Raw genomic sequence first — 15,186 nt, forward strand, 5'->3', positions numbered from 1 at the left:
TCGCCCGTCACCCGGGCCCAGGCCGACATCATCGTGGCCGTCAGCTGGAAGGTTGGCGGTTACTTTGGGGCTCTTGGCCATTCAGGGAAGCTCCTGGATACGGACGGTGCAGCCGGCGGGATCGCGGAAGGCACAGTCTCGAGAACCCCAGGGCTGATCGGTAGGTTCCTGCATGACCTCGGCGCCGGTGGCCTGTACTCGCTCGAAGAGCCTGGCCAGGTCATCGGTGGCGAGCATGATGCTCGCGTATGTGCCCTTGGTCATCATCTCGGCGATGGTCTGGCGCTCTTCGGGCGTGATGCCCGGATCGGCAGCAGGCGGCGTCAACACGATATTCATGTCGGGCGCCCCACGGGTCCGACGGTGATCCATCGCATGCCTTCATATCCGACATCTTTGCGGACCTCGAATCCGAGAGCGTCGCGATAGAAGGCCAGAGAGGCCTCCGGATCGGTGTGTGGCAGGAAGCTCGCATTGATCGTGATGTCCATGCCGGACACGCTAGCCGCGCCTTTGGGCGCGGGCTTCTTGATTCCTGATCGGTCTGATGACGTGCTTGGCGATACACGAGGGGATGCCTGCGACGTGCTCTGCAGTGCGGTCCCGGTACACGCTCGGCGGAACCCCGACCAGTTCAGCGAAACGCGTGCTGAAGGTGCCCAGTGATGAGCACCCCACCGCGAAACAGACCTCGGTAACACTCATCTCTGCACGGCGCAGGAGCATCATGGCCCGCTCGATCCGCCGTGTCATCAGGTAGGAGTACGGCGACTCCCCATAAGCGCTCTTGAACTGGCGGCTCAGATGTCCCGAGGACATGTGCGCATCGCGGGCCAGCTCTTCGACGTTCAGCGCCTGCGCGTACTCGCGATCGATCCGGTCACGTACCCGGCGAAGACGCGCGAGGTCGCGCAGGCGCTGAACGTCGCCTGCATGGGTCACCGGCGGGATTCTATCGACTAGATCATGCCCAGCAGGCCGATATCGGCGGCGTACTTGAGGATCAGATCCTTGGTGACATGCGGGATCTCGCCCGGGGTCTGGCCCAAGCCGCCAACCTTCGCCTCTCGCACAGCTCCGCTGAATTCCGCTGTCGGGAGCGCACTTCCGTCAATTGCTGGCTGCGGATTCTGATACATCTTGAGCAGCGGCAGCACGGACTGCTGGCGCTGCTGCTCCGGCAACCCCTTGAGGGCTGTCTCGAACCGAGTGAGCCATTGGCCGTAATCGTCGATCCGGGCGATCTTGTACCCGGCCTCGATGAGCCAATCCACAAACGTGTCCATCGAGACGCCGTCGTGGTGGGGATTGAACACATCGAAGCTGCGGTAGTCATCCGTCACGTTCACGCCGCCGATCGCGGTGATGGACGCAGCAGTGAAATCGCCTGGAACGCCATCGTAGTGGGCCCGCTGACGGTTGCCGTCGCTATCCAGTTCGTAGAAACTTGCCGGCGCGACGCCGGTGAGCAACAGGCTCTGAATGGTGCGGGTAAACACGTCTGTGACGTTCAGCTGACCGTGGTAGTCGCTGTGCGCGAGGATCATGTCGGAGCGGAACACCCGCACCGGCAGCCCGGCCAAATCGTGGGCCTCCCGCAGGAGCACCTCACCTGCCCACTTCGAGTTCCCATACCCATTGGCGTAACCGTCGTTGATCTGGCGCTCTGCCGACATCACCCGGACATCGGAATCTTCCTCGAACTGGGTGACCGGGATCTGATCGGCGATACCGACCGTCGACAGATAGGTGACCGGCTTGAGCCGTTGGGAGATCGCCAGTTTGATGATCTCGGCGGTACCGGCCACATTGGGGCCGAACAGCTGGCTGTACGGCAGCACGTGGTTCACCAACGCGCCCGAGTGGACGATCAGATCCACCTCACTGGCCAGCTTCTGCCAAACATCTTGGGACAGGCCCAGATCCTGGTCCCCGAAATCGCCGGCGATCACTTCGAGACCCTGCTCCGCGAGCTGCCGGTAGTGGGCCGACAGCTTGGGGTCTCCCGATTCGTAGACGGCGTCCAGCCGTGCACGGGCGGCCGCAGCATCGGAGCCGCGGATAAGTGCGTACACCTTTCCGCCGTGGGGCACCAGTCGTTCGAGCCAATCCAGCACCAGCCAGCGTCCGAGCCACCCGTTACCACCGGTTACCAACACGGTCTTGACCTCGGTGGTGGGTGGCTGAATATCCTTGGCCGCCTTCAGTAACGACTCGTCGATGAACTTGTCGAGAGTGAGCTCGGCGGCATTGATCACCGTCGCGCCCCGGCCATGGACCGATGCGAACGTCGGCTGCGTCGCGGCGCCAGTCCGCTGTGCCTCAATATGCCGGGCGATCGCGGCGAGATCGTTGGCGACGCTGTTGATCACACCAACCGGAACGTCCACCTCGAAGATGTCGCGCAGCAGCTCGGAGTACGACAACGCCGAGAGCGAGTCGCCGCCGAGGTCGATAAACCGCACATCGGGAGCCAGGTCGGAGGACGATGCCCCCAGCAGTGCCGCCGCGGCATCGGTCACCGTGTCCAGTACGGGACGACTGGCCGCCTCCCGCGCCAGCTCACGCAACCGCTCGTTCTGGCTTTCGGCCAGTTCGGTATACAGCGCCTCCAGCCGTTCGCCGTAGTGCTCCTTCAGCTTCGGACGCAGCAGTTTGCGTGCATCCGACAGCAGCCCGGATTCGACGGTGAACGGCACCGTCTCGACGATGAAGTCCCGGGGGATTTCGTAGGACTGCAGTTCTGCGCCCTTGGCGACCTGCTGCAGCGAATCCTGGATCAATGGTTTAAGCGCGTCCGGCGAATCCGCATACCGTTCAAGGGCTTCTGGTGTGGGGACCACGACTGCCAACAGGAAAGACCGCTCACTGTTGCCGTACACGAAGATCTGCCGAACCAGCGGGCTGCCGGTGTACGCGGCCTCCAGTTTAGACACCGCGACGAACTCGCCCTGAGCGAGCTTGAGCACGTTCTTGACGCGGTCGAGATACTTGAGGTGGTCCGGGCCCAACTCGGCGACCACGTCGCCGGTCAAGTAATAGCCGTCCTCGTCGAAGACGTCGGCGGTGGTTTCGGGGCGCTTGTAGTAGCCGGGGAACATGGTCTCCGACTTGATGCGCAGCTCGCCCCTGGGATGTGGGGAATCCGTTGTGAAATAACCGAGTTCGGGAACATCCACCAGCTTGTATTCGGTGACGGGGGGACGCTGCAAGATACCGTCGCGCCATACTGCCCCAGCCTCGGTGGAACCGTAACCGTCGAGCATCGCTACCTGTAGCAGCGATTCCATGAAGTCGTTCATCTCGGGAGACAATGGCGCAGAACCGGATCCGGCACTGAGCACGCGCCCACCGAAATCCTCCTCGCGAATGCGCACCTTGATCTGCTCGGCGATGTCCGCATTACTTTCGCCGGGGGCAAGCGAGCGATCCAGCTCGGCTTGGTACCGCTGGAAGACCATCTCCACCACGCGCGGCACGAACAGCACCTCGGTAGGACGGATCAGCGCGATGTCCTCGAAGAATGTCGACAAGTCACTGGAAGCGATGTAGTACGCCGTGCCGCCCCCGGAGAGTGTGCCCATCAGCGTGAGGCGGCCCGCCAGGTGGCTCATCGGCATGAAGTTGACGCCCACGCCCGGAATGACCGTACTGCTGAGCCATTTCTTCTGCCACAGGTTGGCCACCAGCCATTGCGGGTACATCGCGCCCTTGGGGGTGCCGGTGCTGCCGGAGGTGTAGATGAGCAGACGCAGTGCGTCGGGGTCCTCGCTGGGCTGTGGTGCCGCAGGCAGCTCACGCCCGCGCGCGATCGCGTCGCCGAGCGGATCGACGGTGATCGGCCGACCGGCCTCCTCGAGTCGGGCGCGCACAGCGCGCAGCGCCTCACGGTGGCCGTCCAGCTCTGGGTGGTAATCGAAGACCGACAACAGACGCACAGACGGCGCCGCCAGGAGCGACTCCACCGCGGCGTCGAGGTACTCGATGCTGGCGGCGAAGACGGTGGGCTGGGTTTCCTCAAGGATCGCGTTCCGCTGTTGCACCGACGCACCGGTCTGTAAGGGCACCGACACCGTTCCGAGGCGAAGCCCCGCGACATCCAGCGAGGCGAAGTCCGTGCTGGTAAAGCCCAGCTGAGCGACAAAGTCGCCATCACGGATTCCCTGCTCGTACCAGGCGGCGGCGATGGCCTCGGCCCGGTTCCACAGCTCGCGATAGGACGTGGTGACGTACTCGGGCTTCAGCGCGAGGTTAGTCACGCCGTTGTCGTCGGTCACCAGCTCGACGGCGCGGTGCCCGAGCGCCGGACGATCTCCGTAGCCCTCCAGGAGTCGCCGGATCACCTCGACCAGCGGCAGACCGGGCTCATTGACCGCATCGGTCACTGCATCGTCAGGGAAGAGTCCCTGCAGCTGCGGGTCGTTGGACACGACCCGCGCGACGCGTTGTTCAAGTTCCTGCTGCTCCGCGAGATCAGGCGTCGTCGTGGCGGCAGGTGTCGAGATCGTTTCAGTCATGCCTTGATACCTCGGAGATCGGCGTTAGTAATAAGTGGGAGGGCAACATTGCCCACCTCGTAAAAGTACATACCTAAGCTAACTATTCCCTGTGAGCCCGCACACACCGGCTCCCGCGGAGTGGGCATTCACGCTGGTCCGACCGGGCCTGCCGGGCCCAGGGGTCATCGGCAGGTGAGGAGCGTCACTATCGCAGCGCCTGCGGGGTGTGTTCTCGGGCGGCAGCCAACAGCTCCCGTCTCGAGGGATTCACCAACGGATGACCCGCGACGCTGACGGTGGGCACCGTTTCGTTGCCATCGGCGACCGAACGCACATAAGCGGCCGCCTCGGGAGATTCCCAGATATTGACCTCGGTGTAGCGCAGCCGGCTGAAGCGCAGCTGCGCCCGAAGCTTGATACAGAACGGACAGCCCGGTCGCCAGTACAGAACAACCTCGTCAGACGCCGGGACGGGCTTCGTCATGCTCCCTGTCTACACGGGCTTGCCCGCAGTGACGCCCGGCTTGAGTGTGTAGATGCCCTCGATCGCGATGACGACGGCGCAGCGCGGATATTTCAGGCCTCGTTCCTCCGCGAAGGCAACGGCGTCATCGAATGCCGGCCCCGAATCGTGGACGTGGGCCGAACCGACGAACCGGTACCCGTCCAGCGCCTCGCGGTCAATCACCGCGACGGAAACCTTTGATCCGGCCTGGATATTGGCCAGTGTCTGACCCCCGGTGTTCTCATTGAAGATCAGAGACCGTTCATCGCGCACCCGCAGCGAGCGCTTGGGCCCGATGTTGGGGGTGGTGCCGTCGGTCACCGTCGCCAGGATCGCCAGTTGGGAACCGAGCATCCGCTTCATCTCATCGGTGAGCGTGGGCATTGTGTACGCAACCTCCTGGAATAGTTGTACTGGAACGAGATTCGGTATCGGGGGCGGCGGCACGCAGGCCCGGGCGGTATCGAGCAATCGACTCGTAGCACCGGCCGGAGCCGCACGCATCAGCACCGAGAGCAGGTGCAACAGACCCTCGGAAACCATGAGCCGGCGACGGCTGGTCCGCAGGATGTGCGCCGCGGAAACCTTGTCACCCGAGGCGATCGCTTGCGCTATCGCCACCGTCTCGAACCACGACGCATTCAGGCCATCTCGGCTCATTGGCTGGTTTCGGCTCACCAAACTATATTATTCGCTTGTCCTAACTACGTCTAGTGCCCGCTTCCGCGGTGGCACCCCGCTCCGGTCACGCCTTTCCCGCGGTGTGGTCGCCCCCCACACCCCGAACGATTCGCCCGCCGCGACGGCATACCTACCGCACGGCTCCCGTACCGGGCAGCGCTGACAGATCTGTTTGGCGCGGGCCTCCCGCAGGGTCCGAGCCCTCCCCCGCTCGTGATCCGGTGAGAAGAACAGATCGGTCGGCATGCCACGGCAACGCGCCCACTCAAGCCACTTCATATCGCTACCCGACGATGGTCTGTGCGACCTTGACGCCAACCAGCACCACCGCCACCGCCAGGTAGCCGCGGAGGGCGATCATTCCCGCGGTGCGCAGCGGCGACCACGCCGGCCGTTCCAGGCTGTCAAGCGCTGGCGTGCGCCAGGTTTCACGTTCTTGCCGCATGATCTGCCGCCGCAGTGCACGATCCCGCGGCGAGGATTCCAGATCCTGCACTTGCTCGGGATCCAGCCCGCCGAGATCCGCCGCGGTCACGCGCGCGGCGGCACGATCGGCCCGCTCCTTCATCGCGTAGATCACCAGCCCGCCGAGCACACCGACAATCGCTCCGGCGACAAAGAAAGTCTTGAGCTGTTGGGTGCTGAGATCGGGGAAGAAGGTTGCCGCGGTCAACGACAACGACAACAGCACGAGCGACCAAACAATCACTCCGGCAATCAGATTCTGCAGAGCGGTGTTAATCCATGGTCCCAGGACTGCCTTGTCATTGCACAGCAGCACCAGGAACACCGTCGCCGAGGGCAGCAGCACACCGGCCAGCGCCTGCACACCCTGAGTCAGGACGCCCAGCACCGGGTCCGGGCTGAACGACACCGCCGCGGCACCAGCGAGCAGCACGCCGTAGCCCAGGTAAAAGGCGGGCGCCTCGGTCAGCTTCCAGTGCAGCGAGTGACGCTTACCGAAGGTGTCACCCAGCGCGTAGGTAGTCGCCAGCCCCACCGCATTGGCGCCAATGAGCGACGCATCCAACAACAGGATGGCGAACAGTGCACCAACCGTTGGACTCACGTGCTCGTGGAGCAGCCTCGCGACGGCACCGGCATCGGTGAAGTTTCCCACGGCGTCGGTGCCCGCCAGGCCAAATGCGGCGGCCCCCATGATGCAGATCGCACCCACCATCACCACGACGATCCCAATGGCGAGATCGATTCGCTCGTAACGGATCCATCGGGGTGTCAGACGCTTGTCCACGATGTTGGACTGCTGAAAGAACAGCTGCCAGGGCGCCACCGTGGTACCCACGATCGCAACGATCAGCATCAACAATTCGGCATTCAGACCACCGGGGGAGGACGGCACCAATCCCGATGCTGTCGAGGCGAGGGATGGATGCACCAGGATCGCCATGGGAATCATCACCACGTTGAGCGCGATGAGCGCGAAGAGGAACCGCTCCCAACGCCGGAACGAACCTCCGGCGACCACTGCGAACAACAGCACCGCAGCCAGGGGCACCGAAATCCACCGGGGAAGTCCGAAGTAGCTCAACGCCATTGCCACACCAATAAACTCGGTGACGATCGTCAGCGCATTCACCACGAACAGGTCGCCGACGCTGAAGGCGCCCCAGAACCGTCCGAATCGAGTGAAGATCAGCCGCGCATGCCCCACCCCGGCAACCGCACCGAGCCGAACCACCATCTCCTGATTGACGTAGAGCACGGGAATCAGCAGAGCCAGCGTCCACATCAGCGCCATACCGTAGTTCTGACCCGCTTGCGCGTAAGTGGCCACTCCTCCCGCGTCGTTGTCCCCGACCATCACGATCAGGCCAGGACCCAAGACGGCCAACAACATCCGGAATCGCTGCCGCTTGCTACGACCCTCGGTGCTCTCGTGTTGTCCGATGGTGCCCAGGGCACCGACGATGTCGCCGACATGGGCGCTATCCATGACGGCGCCTGCCGGAGCATGCCCGTCACTGTCGTATCGGCGGGGAACGCCATTGAAGAATGCCATTGCAGATGCCGCCCTTTCTCAGGGTTCGGTCCACCGCGGAAGTTTCCGCGCACGCCAAATCAGGCCCGATGCAATAGTTTTCGCAACGGGTCAGGCGTAAACGGGGTCGCAGCGGAAGGCTGGGAACGCGTGTATGTGCCGGCCTAAGCCGGGTTTTCGATCCGGACTGGGATACGGACTATCGCCGGACTGCATGTCGTCCCTCACCTCCTCGCTGCCAGGGCGGCTGTGCCGCAACTGTTTGGTGTCAGCGCACGTCAAGCGCACTCAGACAAGAGGAGTAACCACCCGCCATCGAACGGGCGGACCACCTCTCTCGTCAGAGCTTCGGCACTGCACGACGTGATCCCAACGGGAAGCCACTTCGGATCACCCCTTAGGCCGGGGAGATCTGTCCTAACCCTGGGCGTCTCTCGACGTCGTCGGATCAGTGGCCTGTGTTCGTGCAGGAGCCTCGCCTAGCGAGGTGCTAACGATCGGTACTGTATGCCCGAGTGGTGCTGCGCGTCAACGCAACCCCAATTCCTGACGGCCCCTTGACAGTATCCCGCGGATCAGCCGACATCCCCGTACTCGTCGAACCAGTAGGCGAGCTTGCCGCGCCTACTGACCGCGCGCAGGCGCGACTCGGTCAATGCCCGGGTCTTACTGGTGGTGACGATCATCAGTTCGTCGTCCGACTCGATCCGGGTGTCGGGCAGCGGGACGAAGGTATTGCCCTGCCTGATGATCAGGGTGACGACTGCCGGGTCGGGCAGTCGTAGTTCGAGGATGGTGACGTTGCGCAGCCGGGATCCCGGTTGCACCTTCATAGTCAGCAGCTCCGCATCCAGCACATCCAAAGGTGCTGCCTCGACCTGAATCTCACGGGTCGTCTCGCGCGTGATCAATCCCAGAAGGTGCGCGACGGGCCGCAGGCTCGGTCCCTGGATAAGGGTGAAGACCACCACCAAAACGAAGACGATATTGAGCAAGCGGTAACTGTCGGGCACGCCCTCCACGATCGGGAAAGTGGCGAGTACGACGGGGACCGCACCACGCAGTCCGGCCCAGGACAGAAAAGCCTGCTCGCGCCACGGGATACCGAATCCGGCAAGTGATCCCACCACCGACAGCGGCCGGGCCACCAGCAAGAGCACGAGCCCGATAACGATCGCGGGAACCAAGTCATCCATCAGCTCGCTGGGATTGACCAACAAGCCGAGCAAGACGAAAAGGCCTATCTGCGCCAGCCAGCCGAGACCCTCGGCGAACGATCGGGTGGCAGACCGATGCGGCAGACCGGAATTGGCCAGCACCACCGCGGCAAGATAGGCGGCGATGAAACCGCTGGCGTGCACGCTGCCGGAGGCCGCGAAAGCAACCAACCCGATACCGAATGTCGCAATCGGATACAGGCCCGACGCGGGCAGGGCAACCCGGCGCAGCGCCATGGCCCCCAGGAAACCGGACAACAGACCGATCGCCGAACCCGCCAGCAGCTCGTAGACGATCTGAATCACGGCGCTTTTCGGCTCGAACACGAAAGGCACGACGCTGAACATCAGGACGAGAATCACGGCGGGGGCGTCATTGAACCCCGACTCCGCCTCCAGCAGTCCGGCGACCCGGCGCGGCAGGGGCAGCACTCGCAGAACCGAGAACACCGCCGCGGCATCGGTGGAGGACACGATGGCGCCCAACAACAAGGCCAGCTGCCAATCCATACGCAACAGCACATGCGCACCCACCGCGGTCACGACCGTGCTGATGACAACACCGGCGGTGGCCATCGCGCCAGCGGGTGCGAGCACCTTGCGGATATCGGAGAACCGCGTGGTCAAACCGCCCTCGACAAGGATCACCGCAAGCGCCGCGGTACACACGTTCCGAGCCAGCTCGACGTTATCGAACTCGAGGCCAAGCCCGTCCTCTCCGAGCACGACACCTACCAAGAGGAAGAACAGAAGGCTGGGAAATCCGATGCGCGTGGCCACCCGGGTGCCGACAATGCTCGCGAGCAGCACGAGCCCGCCAATGAGCAAAGCCAGGTACAGCTGGTGCAGGCTCACTTCGTTCCCGTCGATCGACTCCGATTAATAGGGCACGATAGCGGGGTGGCGGAACGGAAGATGCGAGTCGCGATCGCGGGCGCGGGCAAGGTCGGTCGTTCCGTGGCGCGCGAGCTGCTCGACTACGGCCACAAAATCCTGTTGATCGAACGCGAGCGCAGTAACTTCGAACCACAGGCCGTGCCCGGGGCGGACTGGCTCAACGCCGACGCATGCGAGCTCGACACCTTGGAAGATGCGGGGATCGAGACATGTGATGTCGTGGTCGCCGCCACCGGTGACGACAAGGCCAATCTCGTCGTGGGACTGCTGGCCAAGACCGAGTTCGGCGTGCCCAGGGTCGTCGCCCGCATCAACGACATTCGCAACCAGGGACTGTTCGGTCAGGCCTGGGGCGTCGACGTTGCGGTCTCCACACCCGGCGCCATGGTGGCGGGTATCGAGGGTGCGATCGACATCGGTCACCTGGTACGTCTCATGGGGCTGCGTGAAGGAAGCGCGGGCCTGACGAAACTGACTCTGCCCGAGGACAATCCCTTAGTGGGACAGCGCGTGGCCGACCTGGAGCTGCCGCCCAACACCGCATTGGTCACTGTGATCCGGAACGGAACCGTCGTGCTGCCCAAGCCCGAGGACGTCTTGGAGGCTGGGGACGAGATGCTCTTCATCGCGAACAGCGCCGTTGAGCATGCGATACGCGCGGCAATCCACGGAGCCGAAATGACACCCGACCGATAGATGGGCTACACGCTGAGCAGGGCCAGTTCCTCGCGCGCGCGCCGCTCGACCAACAGCGGAACATAGTCACGCAGTGGGCTGTCGTCGAAGCGGGAGTGTTCGGCACGCACCACCGCCTCCACGATGTCGCGACTCAGGTTTGGATGTCGACCATGCAGCTGTTCCACAAGGTCACCGATTCCTGCCCGCTCACTGAGTACCGCCACAGGGACAAAATTTGCACTACGTTTACAGTTTCGTCAACTGCCCTTACCGATGCCTGAGACGGCCAGCCAAGCATGCGGTGGCCGAGTTTGTAGACTCTGGTGAGGGAGCCGACGGAGGTGGATGTCACGGTGCAGGTCGACTGTAATTCATTGATTACCTGTGTATTTCGTGGCGTACGCGCCCGTGGCGCGACGATCCGATGAGCGTCGCGACGGTCGTCGGCAGCGGCCCCAATGGACTTGCCGCAGCAATTACCCTCGCCCGTGCAGGGATCTCTGTCACTGTGTTGGAGGCCACTGATGCACCCGGGGGCGGTTGCCGTTCCTCGGAGATGCTCGAGCCAGGACTCATCCATGACCACTGCGCGGCCACCCACCCGATGGCCATCGGTTCTTCCTTCTTGACCAGTCTGGATCTGGCTCGTCACGGTGTGCGCTGGCTTTTGCCCGAGATCGACTGCGTGCATCCGCTCGACGACGGCTCCGCGGGCGTCCTGTACCGGTCGGTGGATGACACGGCCACATTGATGGGGCGTGATGGCAACCGTTGGCGTGCGCTGTTCGGTTATCCCTCGCGGCATTTCGAGACCCTCGTGGAGGACATCACGGCGCCGCTGTTGCGTGTGCCCCACCACCCGGTGCAGATGGCGCGATTCGGACTGCCGGCGGCGCTGCCCGCTTCCATCATCGCGCGTCTGCTCCGCACCGAGTCGGCGCGCGCCCTGTACGGCGGGGTCGCCGCACATGCCTTCCGGCCATTGCACTATCCGATGACAGCCGCGGTCGGCCTCGGAATCATGACCGCCGGACACCGATACGGCTGGCCAGTTGTCTCCGGCGGCACCGGTTCTCTCGTCCGGGCCATGACCGCAACCCTGACCGAGCTGGGTGGCCGGGTGTGCACAGGGGTTCGCATCGACGACGCCGCGCAGCTTCCGGACGCCGATCTGACGCTATTCGATCTTGAACCAGGCTCTGTCGCAAAGATTCTCGGTGATCGACTGCCCGCAAGTGTCACCCGTGCGTTCACCAGGTTCCGGCACGGGCCTGGCGCCTTCAAGGTCGACTTCGCCGTCGACGGCGAGGTTCCGTGGACCACACCCGCTGCCCACCGCGCAGGCACCGTCCACCTCGGCGGCACCTACGCCGAGGTCGCCTCCACCGAGCGGCAGATCCATGCGGGCGTCATGCCGGAGCACCCCTTCGTCCTTGTCGGTCAGCAGTATCTTGCCGATCCGCAGCGCTCGGCCGGTGCTATCCACCCGCTTTGGACGTACGCGCACGTGCCTTCCGGTTACGGCGGAGACGCCACCGAGGCGATCATCCGCCAGATAGAACGGTTCGCACCCGGTTTCCGCGAGCGCATTGTCGGCACTGCGGTGCGCTCGACGACGGAGATGTCGGTGTATAACGCCAACTACGTGGGCGGGGACATCATGACGGGCGCCAAGGACATCCGACAGCTGGTGTTCGGGCCCCGAGTCGGACTGAACCCCTACAGCCTCGGCACCCCGGGGCTGTTCATCTGTTCCGCGGCAACACCGCCAGGCCCTGGCGCGCACGGCATGTGCGGTGTGCACGCCGCACATGCCGCACTCAAGCAGTTGCCATAACGGCATCACTAATTCCGTTGTCGAACAACAGGATTAACAGAAGTTCTAGACCCGCGAAGCGCACGGCGAGCGATTCTTCAATATCCCCCGCGAAAGGTGCTAGCGGCGTATGGTTGACATCGTAAACAAATCATCAGCCTGAGAACCCAGCACTGAACGAGGTGGGGACCACATGATCATCCTCGGAGCCATCCTGTTGGCCGCCGGTTTCATCCTCAACATCGGGTGGCTATGGACAGGCGGGGTCGTACTCATCGTCATCGGCCTGATCCTGATGGTCGCGGGCCGCATGGGACACGCCGTCGGTGGCCGCCGCCACTACTACTGACTTGCTGGCTGAAAGAACAGGGAGAACGCCATGCGCTACGCCGGAATACTGTTGACGGTGTGGCTGATCGTGGGGGCGATCGCCGTCGCACAACGCGGATACTTCACCGACAGCCCGCAAACTTGTGCCAGCGCGGGCACAATCGCGTTGACCGTGCTCGCCGGCCCCCTCAACTACGCGGGACTCAATCCAACGGTCAGCCAATGCGATATCCCACAACCCAGCCGCTGATTTTGGGGCCGAACCGCTTAATCCGGCGCTGATCTGATCGCGGCACCCACACGAATCAGCACGTCGAGCTGCGCCGGATTGAACAGATCCAACAGCGCCTGAGCCACAGTGCGCTCGGCGAACTGTTGACCGCGTGGAGCGTCCGCGGTCGAGTTGAGCATTCCCGGATGATCCGCGTACAACTTCCGGGTGTGGAGGGCCATCCGCGCGGCGAGATCGACACGCGTCTGCTCGTCAGCGTCGGCCGCCAGATTTTCCAGCTCGTGATCGAGGTCTCGGTCTTGCTGATCCAGGAACATCCCGATGAACGCCTGCAGCCCCACCGGACCGAGCACCCTGGACATGACGAACGCGAGTGACCGGTCGGTATCGGAGAGTTCCATATTGACTGCTGCGGAGCCGAATTCGGGCGGCATATCCGCCGCCACCTCGCTGGCCAATATCTGTCCGAGCTCGTCGCGCACCCGCTGCAGGCGCTCGATAGTGCCAACCAGCTCCGCATCGAGCGCGCGCAGTGCCTCGCGCGGGTCCTCGTTGGCTTCATCCATCTCGGCGATCTGCTTCAGGGAAAGCCCCAGCCCCGTGAGGCGCTTGATCTGCAGGACCCGGACCAGATGCGCGACGCCATAACTCTTATAGCCGTTGGAGCGGCGTTCGGGCTCAGTGAGCAAGCCGATGTCGTGGTAGTGGCGTACTGAACGCAGGCTAGTGCCGGCGAGCTCGGCAAGCTCCCGTGTGCTCCAGCCCACCGTCACTCCTTCTGCATCCACGGACATAACCGCCACTCGACACTATGCCGCTACGGCATGGTCAACACGCGAAACCCTCCCCTCATCAGCAACGACCCGACACCGCGCGCCATCTGGTTTGCCACACATTGACATTAGGGTTACCGAAAACTTCATCACGGGGCCTACTAGCTGGTAATTTTCGAGTTTCACTAGCGTCACGCAGGGATATCAATCTGTTGCTGAGCGTGCCTGACGGTGCTAACTTGTGTCTGCGACCCGATCAGCAGGGCTCAGCCATGTCCCTGCCCGACCCGAGAGAGGATCCCGTGCAGACCACCGCTAGTACGCCCGCAGTGCTCGGCGGGTTGCGTCGCCAGCTCCTTCGGTCGGTGTTCATCACGGCGCTGTTCATGGCCCCGGCACTCGTCACACGGATCGGCGGGTTGCACCCCAATCCCGTAGCGGCTCTCGTCATCTATGGCGCCGCGGTAGTGGCCGCCAGTTTTGTCTTGGCGTGGGCGGCAGAGGCCGCGCAGATTGACGTCTCCGGTGGCCTGGCGATCGCGGTGCTGGCCTTGATCGCGGTGCTGCCCGAGTATGCCGTCGATCTCTACTACGCCTACATCTCCGGCCAGGTCCCCGAGTACAGCCAATACGCCGCCGCAAACATGACCGGCTCAAACAGGCTGTTGATGGGTCTGGGCTGGCCCGTCGTTGTTCTCATCGCACTCGCGGTGGCCCGCAAGACATCCGGACGCTCCACCAACCTGCTGTCATTGGCGCCCTCTAACCGCATCGAGCTTGGCTTCCTGCTCGTGGCCGGGGTGGTGGCGTTTGTCATTCCGGCGAGCGGGCAGATTCACCTCGTGCTGGGCGTTGCGCTGCTGGCGTGGTTCGGGTTCTATCTGTTTACGATCAGCCGCGGCGAAGCCGAGGAACCGGATCTGGTAGGCACAGCCGCGGCCATTGGCATGCTGCCCAAGCACATGCGACGCAGCACCGTCGTCACGATGTTCATACTCGCCGCATCGATCATCCTGTTATGCGCCGAGCCCTTCGCCAACAGCCTGGTAAGCGCCGGAACACAATTGGGTATCGACCAGTTCCTCCTGGTGCAGTGGCTCGCACCGCTGGCATCGGAAGCACCCGAGTTCATCATCGCCGCGATTTTCGCCGCCCGCGGCAAGGGAACCGCGGCCATCGCGACGTTGATCTCGTCAAAGGTCAACCAGTGGACCCTCCTGATCGGTTCACTGCCGATCGCCCATCTCGCGGGCGGCGGCGGGTACTCCCTGGTACTCGATGCCCGTCAGGTCGAAGAAACCCTGCTCACCGCAACGCAAACCATGATGGGCGTGGCCCTGATCCTCGCCCTGCGGTTCCACCGCGGTACCGCGTGGGCGCTGCTGGCACTGTTCGTGATCCAGTTCCCCATCACCTCAACCCACGGCCGGCTCATCCTGTGCGGTGTGTACGGCGTCTTGGCGATCGCCGGTTTGATCGTCAACCGCCAGCACCTCATCGCGACAATTCGGGCACCGTTCAGCAGGTCAGCCACACGACAGTTGACTGTGCCGTAGCGG

General features: G+C 63.5%; 14 protein-coding genes, 1 pseudogene and 1 riboswitch. Of the genes and pseudogenes, 5 read left to right on the forward strand and 10 right to left on the reverse strand.

The genetic code is table 11. From position 1 onward, the window contains the following. Nucleotides 1–81: 81 nt before the first annotated feature. From B4394_RS08205 to B4394_RS08245, 8 genes and pseudogenes are all read right to left on the reverse strand, one after another. A pseudogene (locus B4394_RS08205) lies at nucleotides 82–491 on the reverse strand (VOC family protein). A gap of 10 nt (nucleotides 492–501) precedes the next feature. Next, the gene (locus B4394_RS08210) at nucleotides 502–942 is read right to left on the reverse strand and encodes a helix-turn-helix transcriptional regulator (protein ID WP_078314703.1); all 441 of its coding nucleotides are present in this window, start codon (nucleotides 940–942) and stop codon (nucleotides 502–504) included. A gap of 17 nt (nucleotides 943–959) precedes the next feature. Further along, a complete protein-coding gene (gene car, locus B4394_RS08215; protein ID WP_078314704.1) occupies nucleotides 960–4,517 on the reverse strand; it encodes a carboxylic acid reductase in 3,558 nt (1,185 codons plus the stop codon). A 187-nt stretch (nucleotides 4,518–4,704) separates the two neighbouring features. Then, entirely contained in the window at nucleotides 4,705–4,983 is a 279-nt protein-coding gene (locus B4394_RS08220; RefSeq protein ID WP_078314705.1) for a glutaredoxin domain-containing protein, read from the reverse strand. Nucleotides 4,984–4,992: 9 nt separating this feature from the next. Beyond that, nucleotides 4,993–5,388, reverse strand: a complete 396-nt coding sequence (locus B4394_RS25340; protein WP_078314706.1) for a pyridoxamine 5'-phosphate oxidase family protein — start codon at nucleotides 5,386–5,388, stop codon at nucleotides 4,993–4,995. A gap of 303 nt (nucleotides 5,389–5,691) precedes the next feature. Next, complete coding sequence (locus B4394_RS08235) at nucleotides 5,692–5,964, reverse strand: WhiB family transcriptional regulator (RefSeq protein WP_078314707.1); 273 nt, start codon at nucleotides 5,962–5,964, stop codon at nucleotides 5,692–5,694. 4 nt (nucleotides 5,965–5,968) lie between these two features. Next, nucleotides 5,969–7,705, reverse strand: coding sequence for an NRAMP family divalent metal transporter (locus tag B4394_RS08240; RefSeq protein ID WP_078314708.1), 1,737 nt, complete (start codon nucleotides 7,703–7,705; stop codon nucleotides 5,969–5,971). Between the two features lie 304 nt (nucleotides 7,706–8,009). After that, a riboswitch (M-box (ykoK) riboswitch) is annotated at nucleotides 8,010–8,178 on the reverse strand. A gap of 81 nt (nucleotides 8,179–8,259) precedes the next feature. Continuing rightward, nucleotides 8,260–9,756 (reverse strand): potassium/proton antiporter, encoded by a 1,497-nt coding sequence (locus B4394_RS08245; protein ID WP_078312107.1) that lies wholly within the window; start codon nucleotides 9,754–9,756, stop codon nucleotides 8,260–8,262. A gap of 60 nt (nucleotides 9,757–9,816) precedes the next feature. Here B4394_RS08245 and B4394_RS08250 point away from each other — a divergent pair, with 60 nt between their 5' ends. Then, nucleotides 9,817–10,494 (forward strand): potassium channel family protein, encoded by a 678-nt coding sequence (locus B4394_RS08250; protein ID WP_078314765.1) that lies wholly within the window; start codon nucleotides 9,817–9,819, stop codon nucleotides 10,492–10,494. Nucleotides 10,495–10,499: 5 nt separating this feature from the next. Here the strand turns inward: B4394_RS08250 and B4394_RS08255 are convergent, their stop codons facing one another. Further along, nucleotides 10,500–10,700 carry a three-helix bundle dimerization domain-containing protein gene (locus tag B4394_RS08255; protein WP_078314709.1) on the reverse strand — a complete coding sequence of 67 codons (201 nt, stop codon included), beginning with the start codon at nucleotides 10,698–10,700 and terminating at the stop codon, nucleotides 10,500–10,502. Nucleotides 10,701–10,900: 200 nt separating this feature from the next. Here B4394_RS08255 and B4394_RS08260 point away from each other — a divergent pair, with 200 nt between their 5' ends. From B4394_RS08260 to B4394_RS08265, 3 genes are all read left to right on the forward strand, one after another. After that, nucleotides 10,901–12,313 carry a phytoene desaturase family protein gene (locus tag B4394_RS08260; protein ID WP_078314710.1) on the forward strand — a complete coding sequence of 471 codons (1,413 nt, stop codon included), beginning with the start codon at nucleotides 10,901–10,903 and terminating at the stop codon, nucleotides 12,311–12,313. A gap of 172 nt (nucleotides 12,314–12,485) precedes the next feature. Beyond that, nucleotides 12,486–12,641 (forward strand): DUF6131 family protein, encoded by a 156-nt coding sequence (locus B4394_RS25080; RefSeq protein ID WP_134066707.1) that lies wholly within the window; start codon nucleotides 12,486–12,488, stop codon nucleotides 12,639–12,641. A gap of 30 nt (nucleotides 12,642–12,671) precedes the next feature. Next, nucleotides 12,672–12,872, forward strand: a complete 201-nt coding sequence (locus tag B4394_RS08265; RefSeq protein WP_078312104.1) for a hypothetical protein — start codon at nucleotides 12,672–12,674, stop codon at nucleotides 12,870–12,872. A gap of 17 nt (nucleotides 12,873–12,889) precedes the next feature. On the opposite strand, the gene B4394_RS08270 is transcribed toward B4394_RS08265, so the two are convergent. Next, nucleotides 12,890–13,648 (reverse strand): MerR family transcriptional regulator, encoded by a 759-nt coding sequence (locus B4394_RS08270; protein ID WP_078314711.1) that lies wholly within the window; start codon nucleotides 13,646–13,648, stop codon nucleotides 12,890–12,892. A gap of 281 nt (nucleotides 13,649–13,929) precedes the next feature. Here B4394_RS08270 and B4394_RS08275 point away from each other — a divergent pair, with 281 nt between their 5' ends. Further along, nucleotides 13,930–15,183, forward strand: a complete 1,254-nt coding sequence (locus B4394_RS08275) for a calcium:cation antiporter family protein (protein WP_078312231.1) — start codon at nucleotides 13,930–13,932, stop codon at nucleotides 15,181–15,183. Nucleotides 15,184–15,186 lie beyond the last annotated feature (3 nt).

Origin of the sequence: Mycobacterium sp. D16Q16 (assembly GCF_002013745.1) — a bacterium.
GTDB lineage: Bacteria > Actinomycetota > Actinomycetes > Mycobacteriales > Mycobacteriaceae > Mycobacterium.

What these genes read in the sequence shown, in the direction of transcription:
- car (WP_078314704.1), bottom strand. Translation starts at nt 4,517, where the DNA reads ATGACTGAAACGATCTCGACACCTGCCGCCACGACGACGCCTGATCTC.
- B4394_RS08220 (WP_078314705.1), bottom strand. Translation starts at nt 4,983, where the DNA reads ATGACGAAGCCCGTCCCGGCGTCTGACGAGGTTGTTCTGTACTGGCGA.
- B4394_RS25340 (WP_078314706.1), bottom strand. Translation starts at nt 5,388, where the DNA reads ATGCCCACGCTCACCGATGAGATGAAGCGGATGCTCGGTTCCCAACTG.
- B4394_RS08235 (WP_078314707.1), bottom strand. Translation starts at nt 5,964, where the DNA reads ATGAAGTGGCTTGAGTGGGCGCGTTGCCGTGGCATGCCGACCGATCTG.
- B4394_RS08240 (WP_078314708.1), bottom strand. Translation starts at nt 7,705, where the DNA reads ATGGCATTCTTCAATGGCGTTCCCCGCCGATACGACAGTGACGGGCAT.
- B4394_RS08250 (WP_078314765.1), top strand. Translation starts at nt 9,817, where the DNA reads ATGCGAGTCGCGATCGCGGGCGCGGGCAAGGTCGGTCGTTCCGTGGCG.
- B4394_RS08260 (WP_078314710.1), top strand. Translation starts at nt 10,901, where the DNA reads ATGAGCGTCGCGACGGTCGTCGGCAGCGGCCCCAATGGACTTGCCGCA.
- B4394_RS25080 (WP_134066707.1), top strand. Translation starts at nt 12,486, where the DNA reads ATGATCATCCTCGGAGCCATCCTGTTGGCCGCCGGTTTCATCCTCAAC.
- B4394_RS08265 (WP_078312104.1), top strand. Translation starts at nt 12,672, where the DNA reads ATGCGCTACGCCGGAATACTGTTGACGGTGTGGCTGATCGTGGGGGCG.
- B4394_RS08270 (WP_078314711.1), bottom strand. Translation starts at nt 13,648, where the DNA reads ATGTCCGTGGATGCAGAAGGAGTGACGGTGGGCTGGAGCACACGGGAG.